This is a genomic window from Faecalibacter rhinopitheci, from assembly GCF_015234135.1.
Lineage (GTDB): Bacteria > Bacteroidota > Bacteroidia > Flavobacteriales > Weeksellaceae > Empedobacter > Empedobacter rhinopitheci.
In genome coordinates this window covers 205,787-222,028 of sequence record NZ_JADGIK010000002.1, presented here as the reverse complement: position 1 = coordinate 222,028, position 16,242 = coordinate 205,787, and the positions used below count along the sequence as shown (strand labels likewise).

Below are 16,242 nucleotides of genomic sequence, written 5' to 3'. Positions count from 1 at the left end.
TACATTTGGGTATTAACATCTACTAAATTAAAACATGAAAAAAATTCTCGTAACAGGAGGTTTAGGATATATTGGTTCGCATACAGTTGTTGCTTTGCAAAATGCAGGTTATGAGGTGATTATTATTGATGATTGCTCGAACGCAGAAGAAAATTTCCTTGCTCGAATTACTTCTATTACCAACATTAAACCATCCTATTTTAAAATTGATTTAAAGGACGAAAAGGAGGTAAGAAGTTTCTTTGAAGCAAATCATGTGGAAGGAATAATTCATTTTGCTGCTTATAAAGCTGTTGGTGAATCTGTCCAAAAACCTTTGATGTATTACAGAAATAACTTAGTTGGATTAATTAATGTGTTAGAATCAATGCAGGATTTTGATGTAAATAACATTATTTTCAGCTCTTCGTGTACCGTATATGGTCAAGCAGATGTGATGCCTATTGATGAGCAAACACCACTAAAGAAACCAGAATCTCCTTACGGTAAAACAAAACAAATGGGAGAAGAAATCCTAGAAGATTTTTCAGCAACTTATCAAAAAAATGTGATTTGCCTTCGTTACTTTAATCCTGTTGGAGCACATCAATCAGCTAAAATAGGAGAACTTCCTAAAGGAATTCCTAATAATTTAGTACCATATGTAACGCAAACAGCTGCCGGAATTAGAGAATGTTTATCAATTTGGGGTGATGATTATCCAACACGAGACGGAACAGCAATTCGTGATTATATTGATGTAAATGATTTAGCTGATGCGCATGTAAAAGCAATGACACGATTAATTAATGGTGAAAATAAATCTACGTTAGAATATTTCAACTTAGGTACCGGAACAGGTTCTACAGTTTTAGAAGTTGTAAACGCATTTCAAAATGCAAATGAGGTAAAAGTTAATTACCAAATTCAGGGGCGTCGAGATGGAGATATAGTGGAAGCATATGCAAATAATACATTAGCAAAAACAGAACTAGGTTGGGAACCACAAATTTCTTTACAAGAGTCTTTACGTAATTCTTGGAAATGGGAACAATGTCTAAGAGCTGAAAATGAAAATTAAACAATTACCAACTGCAGGATTAATTGTAGTTGAAAATAATAAGCTTTTACTAACTTTTAGTAAAAATAAAAAAGCTTGGTACTTACCAGGAGGTAAAATTGATGAAGGTGAAACATCTAAAGAAGCATTAATCTGTGAGATTAAAGAGGAACTTAATATCGTTTTAGATCCTAATAATCTAAATTATTGTTTTCATATTACTGCAATGGCTTATGGGGAAAATAATTTGTTGATGGAACAAGATTGCTTTTGTACAATTTTAAATCAAAAAATCACACCATCGAGTGAGATAGAAGCATATCATTATTTTTCGAGAGAAGAATATTTAGAAGAAGAAATACAAGTTGAAGGCGTTATAACAGCATTTAAACTTTTAGAATTATATAAAAAATCCGAACAAATTTGTTCGGATTTTTTATATTATTTTTTAATAAGTATATATTTATCTGCTAAAGGTCCTGTAATTTCATTCTCTTCTTGATCTAGAAAAATTAATTTTCCTTCTCCAACTTTAAAGTTAAAATTACTATTATCTTTAGTTTTCAAATTAATTTTACTTCCATCAGCAGACCATGTAAATTTACCTGTATTTTCAGATTTGTTATTCTTATTTAGGTATTCTTGGGTTAGCTTATAAGTTTCATCATTATTAATTTCTATAATTGTATGAATGCCATCACAATCTGCGCAAGGTAAAGTAGCATGGTAAGTTCCTGCCCAATCAATTGAATTTTTTGAATTATGCTCATCTACACGTAATCCTGTATCATCATTGGGCGATAAAGTATCATTTGTGTTTACAACTACTGTATCTTTATTTCCATCAGTTGTCACTAGTGTTTCAGTTTTTTTCTCACAACTAAATAATATTAAACTAAGTGTAGAAAATAATAAAATTGATTTTTTCATATATTTTAAATTGTTTGTTTTGAAAGAATTACAATTGCTGTTCCGTTTTATGTATTTCTATGTTAAATTTTAAGAAACAATACAATAAGTTTAATAACAATGACTTCTCAAAATTAATTGTAAATTAGCCTTTCGAAATCGTGAAATATGAGTGTTGAGTTAAGACCGGACGGAAGAGTTAAAAAGCCTGAGTGGTTGCGCGTAAAGTTGCCAACAGGTAAAAAACATAAAGAATTAAGAGGTTTAGTAGATAAATATAAACTAAACACTATTTGTCAAAGTGGAAGCTGTCCAAACATGGGTGAATGTTGGGGAGAAGGTACAGCGACATTTATGATTTTAGGAAATGTGTGTACACGCTCTTGTGGATTTTGTGGTGTAAAAACCGGACGTCCAGAGCAAGTAGATTGGGCAGAACCAGAGAAAGTAGCTCGTTCAATCAAATTAATGAAAATTAAACATGCTGTTTTAACCTCTGTAGACCGTGATGATATCAAGGATATGGGATCAATCATTTGGGCAGAAACAATTCGAGCAGTGCGTCGTATTAGCCCAGGTACAACAATGGAAACGTTGATTCCGGATTTCCAAGGAATCGAGAAACATATTGATCGTATTATTGATGCAGGACCAGAAGTTTTATCTCACAACATGGAAACTGTTCGTCGTTTAACTCGTGAAGTTCGTATACAAGCAAAATATGATCGTTCCTTAGAAGTGTTACGTTATGCTAAAGAAGCAGGTCAACGTCGTACAAAAACAGGAATTATGCTTGGATTAGGAGAATTTGAAGAAGAAGTTTTTGAAACAATTCAAGATATTGCTAATGCAAATGTAGATGTCATTACAATTGGTCAATACTTACAACCAACGAAACAACATTTACCTTTACAAGAATTCATCACACCAGAGCAATTCAAGAAATATGAAGATTTTGCTCGTGGTTTAGGATTCCGTCACGTAGAATCTGGACCATTGGTTCGTTCTTCTTACCACGCAGAAAAACATATTTTATAATTTTCGTCAATTCGATGGATTTAAAATTATTTTATCAATATATCAAAGAGTTATAAGAAATTGTAACTCTTTTTTTATTTTTAATGAAATTAATATTAAAATGAAAAAACTTTTTTATTTAGTACTCGTGCTTACTTCTTTTGCAAATGCTCAGATTTATGAAGTAAAAGTCGAATTCCAACATCATACAAAATATACACCTGAATATATTGAAAATTTTTTTGGAGATATTAAAGACGCTGATGCAAGAAAATGGAACATCGAACAGAACGAAAATCCCAAACCCTTAGACTATTTAATTTATTCATCTGAAAAAGAATATAATTCAATCGAACAAGAGAGAATTGATAATGCTCAAGATACAAAAGGAGGAGTGAAAAAATCTGTTGCAGGTTTACCTTTTGGATTAACATATTCGGATTTTACTGCCAAAGAGAATTATCGCGAAGTGGATGTTTATGGTAAAAAGTATATTGTAAAAAATTCTATTGAAAAATTAAATTGGGAAGTTACGAATGAATCCAAAGAAATTTTAGGATATAAAGTACATAAAGCGAAATCAAAATATACAGTTGCTAATACGGTATTTGATGTTGAAGCTTGGTTTACAAAAGATATCGATTTTAATTTTATGCCAATTGCAGTACAACCTTTGGATGGATTTGTTTTAGAGATGAATTTATTCATCGAAATTCCAGAAGTAGGAAGAATGGATAATTTTATTCGTGTGCAAAACATTAAACCAAATGTCAAAAACTATAAATTCAAAAATCCTTTAAAATCGGATAAAAAATCTAAACTACAAATTATATCGCAAGAGGAAATAAGTGATATCTACGACGAAGCCAATCGCAAACGAAATGAAATGTTTAATCAGTCAAGTGCAATAGATACAAAATAATTTCAATAAAATATAAAACAAAAACTTGTTACCTTTAAGGGAGCAAGTTTTTTTATGCATGAAAATCAAAACAACTTTATTAACGATTGGAGATGAAATCTTAATCGGGCAAATTGTCGATACAAATTCGGCTTTTATCGCACAACAACTAAATCAAATCGGAATTGAAGTAGAAGAAATTCTTTCGGTTAAGGATGAATTATACCATATTATTGAAGCTTTTCAGCGTGGAATTGATAAATCTGATATTATAATTGTAACAGGTGGTTTAGGTCCAACGAAAGATGATAAAACTAAAAATGCTTTATGTCAATTTTTAAATTGTGGATTGATTAGAGAGCAAAAAGTGTTAGAAAATATTATTCAACTATTTGCTTCGAGGGGCTATACGAAAGAATTAAATAATCTCAATCAAGACCAAGCATTAATTCCTGAGAAATCGACTTTCATTCAAAATCGTTACGGAACTGCACCATGTTTATGGACTACAATTGATGATAAAATTATAATTAACCTTCCGGGTGTTCCTTTCGAAATGAAAGGATTGATGCGTGATGAAATTATACCTAAATTAAAGGATAAATATAATTCTGATATTATTTTTCATCGCGATATTTTAGTCAGTGGAATTCCAGAAAGTGATTTGGCAATTTTGGTGGAAGATTGGGAAAATGAAATTCCTGATTATATTAGTTTGGCCTATTTACCTAATCGGACTTCGATTGATTTACGATTTACAGCTATTGGGAACAATGAAGATGAATTAAAATTATCAGTTCAAGAATTGATTGATAAATTTAAATTAATTGCTGGAGAATATTTGGTTTCTGAAAATTCAGGAAAACCTCAAAAAATAATAGGAGAAAATCTGAAATATAGAGGTTTAACAATCTCTACAGCCGAAAGTTGTACAGGTGGAAATATAGCTACTTTATTAACGAATGTAGAAGGAAGTTCAATGTATTTTTATGGTTCGGTGGTATCTTATGCTACTGCAGTTAAAACCTCTGTATTAGGCGTTCGTCCAGAAATTATTCAAGAATTTACTGTTGTTTCAGAACAAGTCGCTGAGCAAATGGCAAAAGGTGCTTGTAAAGTACTGAACACGGATATTGCAATTGCAACAACAGGCGTAGCAGGTCCATCTAAAGGTGAAGACGGAAAAGAAGTAGGTACAGTTTGGATTTCAGTATCGAATGGAATTAAAACCATCAATAAAAAATACTTTTATCCTTATATGGACAGAGAAGATTTTATTAAAACAGTTTCTAACAACGGATTAAATTTAGCGATCCAATTTATAAGAGATTGTTATTAATTCTTTGAAGTAATTCTTTTTTCTGTAATATTCAGAGCAACATATTTAGTTAATCGAAGATTAAATATAATGTTAAATTTTTCATTAATATATAAAGTCTATTTAATTAATAGACTTTATATTTGATGCAAATTTACATAGAATGTTAAAAAAGATTTTAAATAATACCTTATTTCGGTTATTATTAGGTGTAGTTGCTGGATTAATTTTAGGGAATTACTTAACAGAATCAACGATACAAGTTGTATTATCTATTAAATACTTTACGGGGCAATTAATTTTCTTCTTAGTGCCGCTAATTGTTATTGGGTTTATAGTTTCCTCTATTACAAAATTAAACGAAGGGTCTACCAAAATCGTAGGATTTTCTTTATTAATAGCCTATTTATCTTCTATTGGAGCAGGCTTTTTTGCGGTTGCAGCAGGATACCAAATTATACCATTTTTATCTATCCCTACTTCGGTCGATTCATTAAAAGAAATACCTCAATTATTATTTCAAATGGATATACCACCTGTTTTTTCGGTAATGACAGCATTGGTCATTTCATTAATGTTAGGATTAGGTATATTAATTACGAAAGCGAAAGAATTGGAAAAGATTTTTGATCAGTTCAAGGATATTGTCATTTTATTAGTGAATAAAGTTTTAATTCCAATATTGCCTTTTTTCATTGCTGCAAATTTCGCAATTTTAAGTTATGAAGGTTCTATTGAAAAACAATTGCCTGTTTTTTTAAAGGTGATTTTTATAGTAATTATAGGACATTTTATTTGGATGACTTTATTGTATTCTATTGCTGGATTTTATCATAAAACAAATCCTTTTAAATTATTGAAACATTATCCACCAGTTTATCTTACAGCCGTAGGTACGATGTCTTCAGCTGCAACTTTAGGAATAGCGGTAAAAGCTGTAAATGATAGTAAAGTGATTAAACCATCAATTTCTAATTTTACAATTCCTTTCTTCTCAAATACACATTTGTGTGGATCAGTTTTAACAGAAGTTTTCTTCTTAATGACTGTTTCACAAGTATTATACGGTACTATTCCTGATTTAGGAACTATGGTAATGTTTGTTGTTTTATTGGGAGTTTTTGCTGTGGGCGCTCCTGGTGTTCCTGGTGGAACTGTGGTTGCATCATTAGGTTTAATCTCGAATGTTTTAGGTTTTGATGAAGCAGGTGTTGCTTTAATCCTTACTATTTTTGCACTACAAGATAGCTTTGGAACAGCTTGTAACATTACAACAGATGGTGCACTAAGTATGATTGTGGATAAATATTCGGAAGAAAAAGTATAACAATAACAATAACAATAACAATAACAATAACAATAACACGTTTCTTTCTTTAGTTAAATCATTGATATGAAGAAAGTTTTTTTAATGGCATTACTTATAAATCCAATAATTAGTATAGCACAAAGTTCTTTTAGTGTAAAAGCTGGAGCACAAACTACAGGAATTGCCAATGCTCAAATTGGCGATAATCAAAATAGGTTTGGTTTTTATATAGGAGGTTTTTATAATCTTCAAATGAAGAATGGATTCAGTTTTCAGCCTGAATTAATTTATTCTTATGAACAATTTAATAATGTAAATATTTCTACAATAGAATATTTTGGAGGAATAGAAAATTCAGAAAATACACAACCAAGATTTGATGAATATTATAAAATGAATCTAATCAAGTTACCTTTTTTACTAAAATATCAACCAACAAAATTTTACGTAGAATTAGGACCTCAAATAGCTTATTTAATTTCAATAAAAGGTAAGATAGAAGATAAATTTAATAAACTTCCTACAAAAGAAGGTAAGTTAGAAGCTATTAATAACTTACAGTTTTCAATAGCTTTTGGTGGAGGTTATCAGCTTAATGAAAAATTAGATGTAAGTCTTAGAGCAGATTTAGGATTAACAAAATTTAGTGAATATACTTACATCAAAAATTTTAATATATCAGCAGGCGTAAGTTATAAATTATAATAACTAAAAAAGCACTTCAATTGAAGTGCTTTTTTTATTTATTATTTTCTACGATTACGGCGGTCATCTTTTGTTTTAAAGTATTCTTTTTTCGGTCTGAATTTAGTTTTAGAATTTTTTTGTTTTACTTCTTCTTCAGGTTTTTTATAGAATTCTTTAGGTGTTTTAATAATTGTTACATAAGCACCAATTAATTTTTCTATATTCATTAAATCACCTCTTTCGTCTGCTCCACATAACGATATCGCTTTACCTTCGCGACCCGCACGACCTGTACGACCTATACGGTGAACATATGTTTCAGGAACGTTAGGCAATTCATAATTTATTACATAAGGTAATTGGTCAATATCAATTCCTCTAGCCGCAATATCTGTTGCAATTAATACTTGTAGCTTCTCTTCTTTGAAATCATTCAAAGCACGCTGGCGCGCATTCTGAGATTTATCTCCATGAATGGCTGCAGAAGGAATTCCTGCTTTTTCCAGATGTCTTACTAAGCGATTAGCACCATGTTTTGTACGCGTAAAGATTAGTGTACGATCATTTGGATGATCATTTAAAATACTTACTAATAAAGCAACTTTCATATCTTTATCTACATGATAAACGAATTGTTCTACCGTTTCTGCAGTAGAAGAAACTGGAGTTACTGTTACTTCTTTTGGACGGCGTAAAACAGAATGAGAAAACTTTCTGATATTCTTTGGCATTGTAGCCGAGAAAAATAACGATTGTCTTTCTTTAGGGATAATTTCTAAAATCTTTTTAATTTCATGTACAAATCCCATGTCTAACATACGATCTGCTTCGTCTAAAACAAAAATCTCAATTTGATTAATCTTTAAATATCCTTGATTGATCAAATCTAATAATCGTCCTGGTGTAGCAATTAAGATATCAACACCATCATGTAATGCATTAATTTGTGGATTTTGATTAACGCCTCCAAATATTGCAAAATGTTTTAAGGGTAGATGCTTTCCATAAAATTTAAAGCTTTCATTGATTTGAATAGCCAACTCGCGCGTAGGAGTAAGAATTAATGTTCTTACTTTGTTTCCGCTACTAGGTTTGCTCATTAAATTTTGAAGAATAGGAATAGCGAACGATGCCGTTTTTCCTGTTCCAGTTTGTGCACAACCAATAATATCGTTTCCTTCTAATAAAAGAGGAATTGATTGTTCTTGAATTTCGGTTGGTTCTGTATATCCAGCTTCTTCAATTGCTTTTAAAATTGGATCAATTATATTTAATTCTGAAAATAACATTGTTTCTTGGATTTAATTTATTTGTTCAAATTTTAAAACTTCTAGTTTATTAAATTTTACAACAAATGATAAGATGATAAATAAATCAATAGTTGATTAGAGGTAATAATTTAATTCTATTAAAATAACTGATGTATTTTAGAAAGGAAGAGAATGTACTGGTTACTAAATTGCTATTGATTAAAATAGTTTGAGAAATAAAAGCACTTCTTAAGAAGTGCTTTTAATCAATTATATAAAGTTTTTTTAACTTTTTAATTCTTTCTGATTACGATCTATAGGATCTTCAGGTAATGTAGCATGAACAGAATTGATAGAGTAATTTCTCCATCTTTCTACGATTTCAACTATATCTGCTGGTAATGGAGATTCGAAAGACATTCTTTCTCCAGTTGTAGGGTGATCAAAACTTAGTGTACGAGCATGTAATGCTTGACGTGGACAAACTTTAAAACAATTATCTACGAATTGTTTATATTTATTAAAAGTTGTTCCTTTTAAAATACGATCTCCACCATAACGCTCATCATTAAATAATGTGTGACCAATATGTTTAAAGTGTGCACGAATTTGGTGTGTACGACCAGTTTCTAATTTACATTCTACTAATGTAACATACGAAAAATGCTCTAATACTTTATAATGTGTAACGGCATGTTTTCCTTGTGTTCCATCTTCATAAACCGCCATCTGCATACGGTTTCTTTCGTGTCTACCAATGTTACCAATGATAGTTCCTTCATTTTCAGCTAAAACTCCCCATACTAAAGCATTATAAAGGCGATCTGTCGTGTGATTTGCAAATTGCTCAGCTAAAGAGGTCATCGCTATTTCAGTCTTAGCAATTACTAATAATCCACTTGTATCTTTATCAATTCTATGCACTAAACCTGGACGTTCCATCTGATCAGAGATAGAAGGTAAGTTATCAAAATGGAATTTTAATGCATTAACTAAAGTTCCACGGTAATTACCATGTCCTGGGTGTACAACCATTCCTGGTTCTTTGTCGATAACCACAACTTGATCATCTTCATATACAATATTTAATGGGATATCTTCTGCTAAAACTTCATTCTCACGAGGAGGTGTTTCTAGCATAATTTGAATAAAATCTCCTGGTTTCACCTTATAATTAGATTTAACCGCTTCTTTATTCACAAGAATATTTCCGTTATCTGCTGCTTGTTTAATTTTATTTCGTGTAGCATTCTCAATACGAACCATTAAGAATTTATCTATACGCAATAACGATTGACCTTTGTCTACCGTTATTGAAAAGTGCTCATATAATTTGTTTTCGTCTTCGTTTTCCTCAAGGAAAAGTTCTTCTATGTCTTCCGTCATTTATTCTTTTTTATTCAATAATAATTTCCTCTTGTACAACTTTTGGAGCTTGTTGTGTTTGTGGAGCAGTTTCCACCCTTTGTTCTTCTACTTTGGGTTGAGGATTATTTTTATTTAGTATATCAAGGTATCTAGAACCTTGAATAGTATCTTCGTCAAATTTTTTGTATTCTCGGTCTAACATTTTCAATTGATCTTTAATTTCAGACATTGATTTGTTAGATAACCATAAATCTATTGGCTGTCCTTGGTCGTATGCATCTCCATTGAAAGGGAATTGATACACAACTCTAGCACCAACTGTATCTTGTGAACTACCAATATATTTTAATTGACCTAATTCAAAGAAATTATCTTTAATAGCTGCCTTAGCAGAAGTTAAATCTAATCCTACTAAGTTTGGTGTGCGTACACCTGTTAACATTCCGCGTCCTAAAACTAAATCTACAACAGCAAATCGGGGTAATACATCTCCAGCTTTTAAAACTTTACCATTATAAATGATTTTAAGTACTGCATCTTTTGCTAAATCTGGTTCATAGATAATATTTCCTATTTTTAAACCAGAAATATCTAATTGAGTAAACGCTAAACGCTTTGATTTACCAATTAAATCAGGTAATTCTACTGGGCGGTAAGTTTTTGGGTTAGCTTTTATAAAAATTCTACGACCTTCTTTTACTTTAGAATTAGAATTCGGAAAGTAATCGATAATCGAATAAGGTTTCATTTTAGGATCAAAATTAACGGAGTCAACTTCATATGTCAAACCTAAATCGTCTAAGACTTGTGTGGCTTGTTGTACACTCATACTGGCTAAATCAGGTACTTCAACCGACTCATTGTGGTTGGTATAACTATCTAACCAAATATTAAATACAAAATAATAGGCTCCATAAGAAAGTGCGATAATAGCTATAGTATTAAGCACAACTTTTAGAATTGATTTTGCTGAATTCATCTATCTTATTAATAACGTACAAATATAGTTTAAAAATAATATTAATGATTATTATCAAAGTTCTATATTTGAATAAATTTAATATTTAATCATGTTAAGAGTTGCAGTAGTTGCAGGAGGATACTCAGATGAAAGCGTTATTTCATTAAAAAGTGGAGAATTAATCTATGCAAGTTTAAATGCTGAAAAATATGATCGAACTCGCGTTCGTATCTTAAAGGAAGGTTGGTTTGCAGAAATTGATGGTAAAAAATACCCAATTCTAAAAGAAGATTTTAGTTTCATAAAAGAGGGTGAAAAATATACATTTGATGTAGTTTTTAATACTATTCATGGTACACCAGGGGAAGATGGCTACTTACAAGCTTATTTTGAATTAATTGGAATGCCTTATACAGGTTGTCCATTTTATCAATCTGCTTTAACTTTTAATAAAAAAGATTGTATTGCAGCATTAAGCAAATACGGTATTCCACATGCAAAGTCAATCTACATTCAGAAGGATTCTGACTATGTTGTAGAAGATATTATATCTCATGTAGGTTTACCTTGTTTTGTAAAACCTAATCGTTCAGGTTCTTCATTGGGAATTTCTAAGGTGAATAAAAAAGAACAATTTGAAGATGCTCTAATAAAAGCTTTTCATGAAGATAAAGAGGTTTTAATTGAATCTTTCTTAGATGGTATTGAAGTTTCTGTAGGTGTTTTAAATTATCGAGGTGAAATTAAAGTTGTAGGAATCACAGAAATTGTTTCGGACAATGAATTTTTTGATTATGAAGCTAAATATGAAGGAAAATCACAAGAAATAACTCCTGCTAGAATTCCAGACGAAGTTACTAAGCGAGTAGAAGAAATATCTAAAAAGGCTTATACATCATTAAATATGACAGGTTTTTCTAGATCTGAATATATTATAGTTAATGGTGAACCTCATTTTATTGAAATGAATACTTTACCAGGTTTCTCACCTGCTAGTATTTTTCCACAACAAGCAGCATATTCTAAAATTGAATTATCTGATTTAATGGATAGTGAAATTAATTTAGCATTAAATAGAAAATCACCATGGCAAGAGTAGCGGTTTTTCCAGGTTCTTTTGATCCCATTACAATAGGTCATTTGGATATTATAGAAAGAGCAGTACCTCTTTTTGATAAAATAATTGTTGCGATCGGTACTAATTCATCTAAAAACTATATGTTTTCATTAGAACAACGTAGAGATTTTATAGCACAATCTGTTGCGAAATTTAAAAATGTTGAGGTCGATGTGTACGAAGGTTTAACGGTAGATTATTGTAGAGAAGTAGATGCTCAATTTATTTTGAGAGGTTTACGAAATCCTGCCGATTTTGAATTTGAGAAAGCGATAGCTCATACCAATCGTGCAATTACAAATCATGACATTGAAACGATCTTCCTATTAACCTCATCAGGAAAAGCATATATTTCTTCTAGTATAGTAAGAGATGTAATGAGAAATGGAGGAAACTATACAATTCTTGTACCTGATATTGTTAGAATTTAATACTTATTATTATATGTAAAAAAGCCTGAAATTAATTTTCAGGCTTTTTTTATAATTCTAATGATAATTGATCTGGTAATAATTTAAATGATAATCGATGATGAGGTGTTGTTCCAAATTTTGCAATTGCCTCTCGATGAGCTTTGGTAGGGTAAGCTTTATTCTGTTTCCAGTTATATGCTGGATATTTCAAATCTAACTTATCCATTATTTCATCACGATATGTTTTTGCTAAAATAGATGCCGCAGCAATATTCATGTATTTTCCATCACCTTTTATAATACATTCGTGGGGAATATCTTTGTATTTATTAAATCTATTTCCATCTACCACAATTATATCTATAGGTGTATTTAATTGATCAAGTGCTCGATGCATGGCTAAAAAACTTGCATTAAGAATATTAATTTGATCAATTTCTTGAGGAGTTACGATTCCAACAGCCCATGCTAATGCATTTTCTTCTATAAAAAGACGTAAAGAATTGCGCGTTTTCTCATTTAACTTCTTAGAATCATTAATTATCTCATTATTAAATTCCTCACTCAAAATAACTGCCGCAGCAACTACTGGACCCGCCAAACATCCTCTACCAGCTTCATCACACCCTACTTCAAATTGGAGATTTGTTAATTTTTTGTCCATTTCTTTGATTATTTTAACAAATTTAACAATATTTTTTATAATTAAGTTTGAAATTAATGAACTTTAGTTTATGTTTATATAAGTTTTAAAAATGTTTTAACAGATGAGGAGAAATTTAAAAAACTTGTTTGTATTAGGAAGTTTACTATTTGGTGCTTCTTTATACGCACAAGAAAAAACTGTTACAGGAGTTGTAAAAGATCATGAAGGTCTACCTGTAATGGATGCGGTTGTAAGAACTTCCGGAGGTAATGAAGTTTACACTGACGAAAGCGGTAACTTTTCAGTTCAAGCTAATATAGGAGAGTATGTATATGTAGAATCAATGGGTTCACCATCACAAACTTTTGTAGTTGGAGAATCAAATTCTTATACAGTATCCTTAAAAGCTTCTGAAGATATCGAATTAGGTGAGGCAGTTGTAACAGCTTTAGGTATTACAAGAGATAAAAAATCACTAGGATATGCTTCTCAAGAAGTAAAGGGTGATGTTATATCACAAGGACGTGGATCAAATGCGTTACAATCTTTATCTGGAAATGTAGCAGGTGCTCAAATTACAGCACCATCAGGGTTAGGTACATCAGCTCGTATTATCTTACGTGGTGTTGGATCTATTACTGGAGAAAATAGACCATTGATAGTTGTAGATGGAGTTCCAATGGATAACTCTAACTATAATTCAAGTTCAACACAGTCAGGTTCAGGAGGACGTGATTATGGTGATGGTTCTTTTGATATCAATCCGGATGATGTTGAGACAATCAACGTTTTAAAAGGTGGACCAGCTTCAGCTTTATACGGATCTCGTGCGAATAACGGGGTAATTATGATTACAACAAAATCTGCTAAAAAAGGTAAAGATGAAATTATAATCAATACTGGTTTAGCTTTTGAATCATTAAATATTCAACCGAAATTACAACAGTTATATGGAGGTGGTTTTGATGCAGATTTTCAACAAGTTAATATCAATGGTACAAATTATAGTGTAGTTGATTATGCAGCTGATGAATCATGGGGACCACGTTTAGATGGGCAACAAGTATTACATTGGGATGCATTTGATTCTAATGACCCTTCTACTTATTTAAAAACGAGAGCATGGTCGCCAGCGCAAGCAAACTATAAAACTTTATACCAAACAGGTATTGCTTATACAAACTCTGTGTCGTTCTCTAAATCTTATGAGAATACATCAGCACGTATGTCTTTATCTCATGTAGATCAATCAGGGATTTTACCAAATACAAGTTTAAAAAGAACAACAGCTAATTTAAATTTATCTACACGATTTAATGATAAATTAACTGCGAAAGGAGGTATTACTTATGTTCGTACAAATGGTTATAATAGACCAGAATTTGGATATGGTGATAACTCAATTCCACAAAAACTTTACCAATGGGGACAAGTTCAGTTAGATTATAATCGTTTAAAAAATTATAAAACTTCAACTGGTGAACAAAGATCTTGGAACCGTACATCATGGGATGATGCTACACCAAAATACTCAGATAACCCATATTGGATTTTAAATGAAAATACTTCAAATGATCAACGTGACCGTTTTTATGGAAACTTTGAGTTGAAATATGATATAGCTCCTGGATTTTATGCTGTAGGTAATATATATGGTGATAATACTTCATTAAACATAACTTCAAGAGTAGCAGTCGGTTCCCAAGCACAGGATGGATTCTCAGACAGTTATAGAGAGAAAACAGAAATGAACTACGAAGGTCGTTTACATGTAGACAAAAAGTGGGGTGATTTCAGTTTAAATGCTTTTGCGGGAGTGAATAGAAGACACGAAACTTATGGTTCTATGTCAGCAAGTACAAATGGTGGATTAATTGTTCCAGGTTTATATACAATCAATAACTCTGCACAACAAGCATCTGTTTCTACAAATAAGTATAAAAGACGTGTTAACTCTGTGTATGCAAGTGCATCATTAGGTTTTGCAGATACTTTCTTTTTAGAAGGAACAGCTCGTAATGATTGGTCTTCAACATTACCAGAACATAATAATTCATTCTTTTACCCTTCTGTAACAGGATCTTTTGTATTCTCTCAACTTGTAGATGCTTCATGGTTAAAATTTGGTAAAGTTAGAGCAGGTTGGTCTAAAACAGGTAACGATGCAGGTGTACACCAAATTTTTGATGTATATGAAAATACCGCATTTAGTGGATCTACATTTATGGGAGGTCCTTATTTTTTAACTTCTTTATCTAAAAAGAATCAATTCTTAAAACCAGAAGGAAAAGAAGCTTTCGAGGTAGGTTTAGAAATGCAAATGTTTAAAAACCGTTTTGGTTTTGATGTTACGTACTATAGAGAAGAAACAACTGATTTAATCATGGGGGTTCAAACTGGTGCAGAAACTGGTGTAACTTCAAAAATGCTGAATGCAGGTAAATCTGTAAATAAAGGAATTGAGGCAATGGTTAATATCGTTCCTATTCGTACAAATGATTTTGAATGGGGGATTAACGTTAACTTCTCTAAAAACGATAATGAAATTACAGAATTATATGGTGATTTTGAAAGTTTAACTTTAGGATCAGCGCCATTCAAAGCAACTTTAGTAGCTGCTGTAGGTGAAAAATACGGTCAAATTAGAGGAACTGATTTTATCTATGATTCTGATGGAAACAAAGTAGTTGGTGCTAACGGATTATATTTATCATCGGATGTTAAGAACTTAGGTTCTATCATCGCAGATTGGAATATGGGTATTAGAAACTCATTTACTTATAAAAACTTTACTTTATCTGCTTTATTAGATATTCAACAAGGTGGTAAATACTTCTCAGTAACGAATTTATTCGGAATGTACTCAGGTATGTTAGAGGAAACAGCTGCAAATAATGTTCGTGAAACGGGAACTGTATCTCAAGGGGTAACTGGAAACGTTGTTAAGAATTTAGATGGTAGTTATACAGTAACTAACACTGCAGAAAATACACGAAACGTATCTGCTGCTAGCTACTACGGTCATTACTATGCGGGACCTACTTCTCAAAATGTTTTTGATGCAGATTACATTAAATTAAGAGAGGTTACAGTTTCTTATGCATTCCCAGAAAAATTTAGAGGACCTTTCTCTAATGTAGTTATTTCTGCATTTGGTAGAAACTTAGGAACTTGGGGATTAGATAACAAACATATTGATCCAGAACAAGCTTCTGGAGGAAGTGGAAACGTACAAGGTATGGAAGGTGGATCTTTACCATCAACTAGAACTTATGGTATGAATCTTAAATTACAATTTTAATTAGAA

At 31.3% G+C, this 16,242-nt stretch carries 15 protein-coding genes; 10 read left to right on the top strand and 5 right to left on the bottom strand.

From position 1 onward, the window contains the following. Positions 1-34 precede the first annotated feature (34 nt). Both galE and IM532_RS03790 read left to right on the top strand, forming a co-directional pair. The gene (galE, locus tag IM532_RS03795) at positions 35-1,060 is read left to right on the top strand and encodes a UDP-glucose 4-epimerase GalE (RefSeq protein WP_194182114.1); all 1,026 of its coding nucleotides are present in this window, start codon (positions 35-37) and stop codon (positions 1,058-1,060) included. Continuing rightward, positions 1,050-1,541: an NUDIX hydrolase gene (locus IM532_RS03790; protein WP_194182113.1), complete on the top strand. Its 492-nt coding sequence runs from the start codon at positions 1,050-1,052 to the stop codon at positions 1,539-1,541. The genes galE and IM532_RS03790 overlap by 11 nt, the downstream gene beginning before the upstream one ends. Here IM532_RS03790 and IM532_RS03785 read toward each other — a convergent pair. Beyond that, a complete protein-coding gene (locus IM532_RS03785) occupies positions 1,481-1,969 on the bottom strand; it encodes a copper resistance protein NlpE (protein WP_194182112.1) in 489 nt (162 codons plus the stop codon). The genes IM532_RS03790 and IM532_RS03785 overlap by 61 nt on opposite strands. A gap of 147 nt (positions 1,970-2,116) precedes the next feature. Here IM532_RS03785 and lipA point away from each other — a divergent pair, with 147 nt between their 5' ends. The 5 genes from lipA to IM532_RS03760 all read left to right on the top strand — a co-directional run bounded on the left by lipA (position 2,117) and on the right by IM532_RS03760 (position 7,198). Then, positions 2,117-2,986, top strand: a complete 870-nt coding sequence (gene lipA / locus IM532_RS03780) for a lipoyl synthase (protein WP_194182111.1) — start codon at positions 2,117-2,119, stop codon at positions 2,984-2,986. A 100-nt stretch (positions 2,987-3,086) separates the two neighbouring features. Further along, positions 3,087-3,887, top strand: coding sequence for a GLPGLI family protein (locus IM532_RS03775; protein ID WP_194182110.1), 801 nt, complete (start codon positions 3,087-3,089; stop codon positions 3,885-3,887). Between the two features lie 58 nt (positions 3,888-3,945). Continuing rightward, complete coding sequence (locus IM532_RS03770; RefSeq protein WP_194182109.1) at positions 3,946-5,205, top strand: CinA family nicotinamide mononucleotide deamidase-related protein; 1,260 nt, start codon at positions 3,946-3,948, stop codon at positions 5,203-5,205. 142 nt (positions 5,206-5,347) lie between these two features. Continuing rightward, complete coding sequence (locus tag IM532_RS03765; RefSeq protein ID WP_194182108.1) at positions 5,348-6,511, top strand: dicarboxylate/amino acid:cation symporter; 1,164 nt, start codon at positions 5,348-5,350, stop codon at positions 6,509-6,511. A 66-nt stretch (positions 6,512-6,577) separates the two neighbouring features. After that, positions 6,578-7,198 carry a porin family protein gene (locus IM532_RS03760; RefSeq protein ID WP_194182107.1) on the top strand — a complete coding sequence of 207 codons (621 nt, stop codon included), beginning with the start codon at positions 6,578-6,580 and terminating at the stop codon, positions 7,196-7,198. 41 nt (positions 7,199-7,239) lie between these two features. On the opposite strand, the gene IM532_RS03755 is transcribed toward IM532_RS03760, so the two are convergent. From IM532_RS03755 to IM532_RS03745, 3 genes are all read right to left on the bottom strand, one after another. Further along, a complete protein-coding gene (locus tag IM532_RS03755; protein WP_194182106.1) occupies positions 7,240-8,469 on the bottom strand; it encodes a DEAD/DEAH box helicase in 1,230 nt (409 codons plus the stop codon). A gap of 246 nt (positions 8,470-8,715) precedes the next feature. Next, entirely contained in the window at positions 8,716-9,816 is a 1,101-nt protein-coding gene (locus tag IM532_RS03750) for an RluA family pseudouridine synthase (RefSeq protein WP_194182105.1), read from the bottom strand. Between the two features lie 10 nt (positions 9,817-9,826). Further along, positions 9,827-10,777 (bottom strand): PASTA domain-containing protein, encoded by a 951-nt coding sequence (locus IM532_RS03745; RefSeq protein WP_194182104.1) that lies wholly within the window; start codon positions 10,775-10,777, stop codon positions 9,827-9,829. 91 nt (positions 10,778-10,868) lie between these two features. Here IM532_RS03745 and IM532_RS03740 point away from each other — a divergent pair, with 91 nt between their 5' ends. Together IM532_RS03740 and coaD are read left to right on the top strand one after the other, a co-directional pair. After that, entirely contained in the window at positions 10,869-11,858 is a 990-nt protein-coding gene (locus IM532_RS03740) for a D-alanine--D-alanine ligase (RefSeq protein ID WP_194182103.1), read from the top strand. After that, complete coding sequence (gene coaD, locus IM532_RS03735; RefSeq protein ID WP_194182102.1) at positions 11,846-12,307, top strand: pantetheine-phosphate adenylyltransferase; 462 nt, start codon at positions 11,846-11,848, stop codon at positions 12,305-12,307. Before IM532_RS03740 ends, coaD begins: the two co-directional genes overlap by 13 nt. 49 nt (positions 12,308-12,356) lie before the next feature. Here coaD and IM532_RS03730 read toward each other — a convergent pair whose 3' ends face one another. Further along, the gene (locus IM532_RS03730; RefSeq protein ID WP_194182101.1) at positions 12,357-12,953 is read right to left on the bottom strand and encodes a ribonuclease HII; all 597 of its coding nucleotides are present in this window, start codon (positions 12,951-12,953) and stop codon (positions 12,357-12,359) included. Positions 12,954-13,056: 103 nt separating this feature from the next. On the opposite strand from IM532_RS03730, the gene IM532_RS03725 reads away from it, so the two are divergent. Next, the gene (locus IM532_RS03725) at positions 13,057-16,236 is read left to right on the top strand and encodes a SusC/RagA family TonB-linked outer membrane protein (protein WP_194182100.1); all 3,180 of its coding nucleotides are present in this window, start codon (positions 13,057-13,059) and stop codon (positions 16,234-16,236) included. Positions 16,237-16,242: the final 6 nt, after the last annotated feature.

Bases quoted from the DNA above. Each gene is read 5' to 3' on its own strand.
- IM532_RS03785 (WP_194182112.1), bottom strand. From the start codon at position 1,969: ATGAAAAAATCAATTTTATTATTTTCTACACTTAGTTTAATATTATTT.
- IM532_RS03760 (WP_194182107.1), top strand. From the start codon at position 6,578: ATGAAGAAAGTTTTTTTAATGGCATTACTTATAAATCCAATAATTAGT.
- IM532_RS03745 (WP_194182104.1), bottom strand. From the start codon at position 10,777: ATGAATTCAGCAAAATCAATTCTAAAAGTTGTGCTTAATACTATAGCT.
- IM532_RS03740 (WP_194182103.1), top strand. From the start codon at position 10,869: ATGTTAAGAGTTGCAGTAGTTGCAGGAGGATACTCAGATGAAAGCGTT.
- IM532_RS03775 (WP_194182110.1), top strand. From the start codon at position 3,087: ATGAAAAAACTTTTTTATTTAGTACTCGTGCTTACTTCTTTTGCAAAT.
- galE (WP_194182114.1), top strand. From the start codon at position 35: ATGAAAAAAATTCTCGTAACAGGAGGTTTAGGATATATTGGTTCGCAT.
- IM532_RS03790 (WP_194182113.1), top strand. From the start codon at position 1,050: ATGAAAATTAAACAATTACCAACTGCAGGATTAATTGTAGTTGAAAAT.
- lipA (WP_194182111.1), top strand. From the start codon at position 2,117: ATGAGTGTTGAGTTAAGACCGGACGGAAGAGTTAAAAAGCCTGAGTGG.
- IM532_RS03765 (WP_194182108.1), top strand. From the start codon at position 5,348: ATGTTAAAAAAGATTTTAAATAATACCTTATTTCGGTTATTATTAGGT.
- IM532_RS03730 (WP_194182101.1), bottom strand. From the start codon at position 12,953: ATGGACAAAAAATTAACAAATCTCCAATTTGAAGTAGGGTGTGATGAA.
- IM532_RS03725 (WP_194182100.1), top strand. From the start codon at position 13,057: ATGAGGAGAAATTTAAAAAACTTGTTTGTATTAGGAAGTTTACTATTT.
- IM532_RS03755 (WP_194182106.1), bottom strand. From the start codon at position 8,469: ATGTTATTTTCAGAATTAAATATAATTGATCCAATTTTAAAAGCAATT.
- coaD (WP_194182102.1), top strand. From the start codon at position 11,846: ATGGCAAGAGTAGCGGTTTTTCCAGGTTCTTTTGATCCCATTACAATA.
- IM532_RS03770 (WP_194182109.1), top strand. From the start codon at position 3,946: ATGAAAATCAAAACAACTTTATTAACGATTGGAGATGAAATCTTAATC.
- IM532_RS03750 (WP_194182105.1), bottom strand. From the start codon at position 9,816: ATGACGGAAGACATAGAAGAACTTTTCCTTGAGGAAAACGAAGACGAA.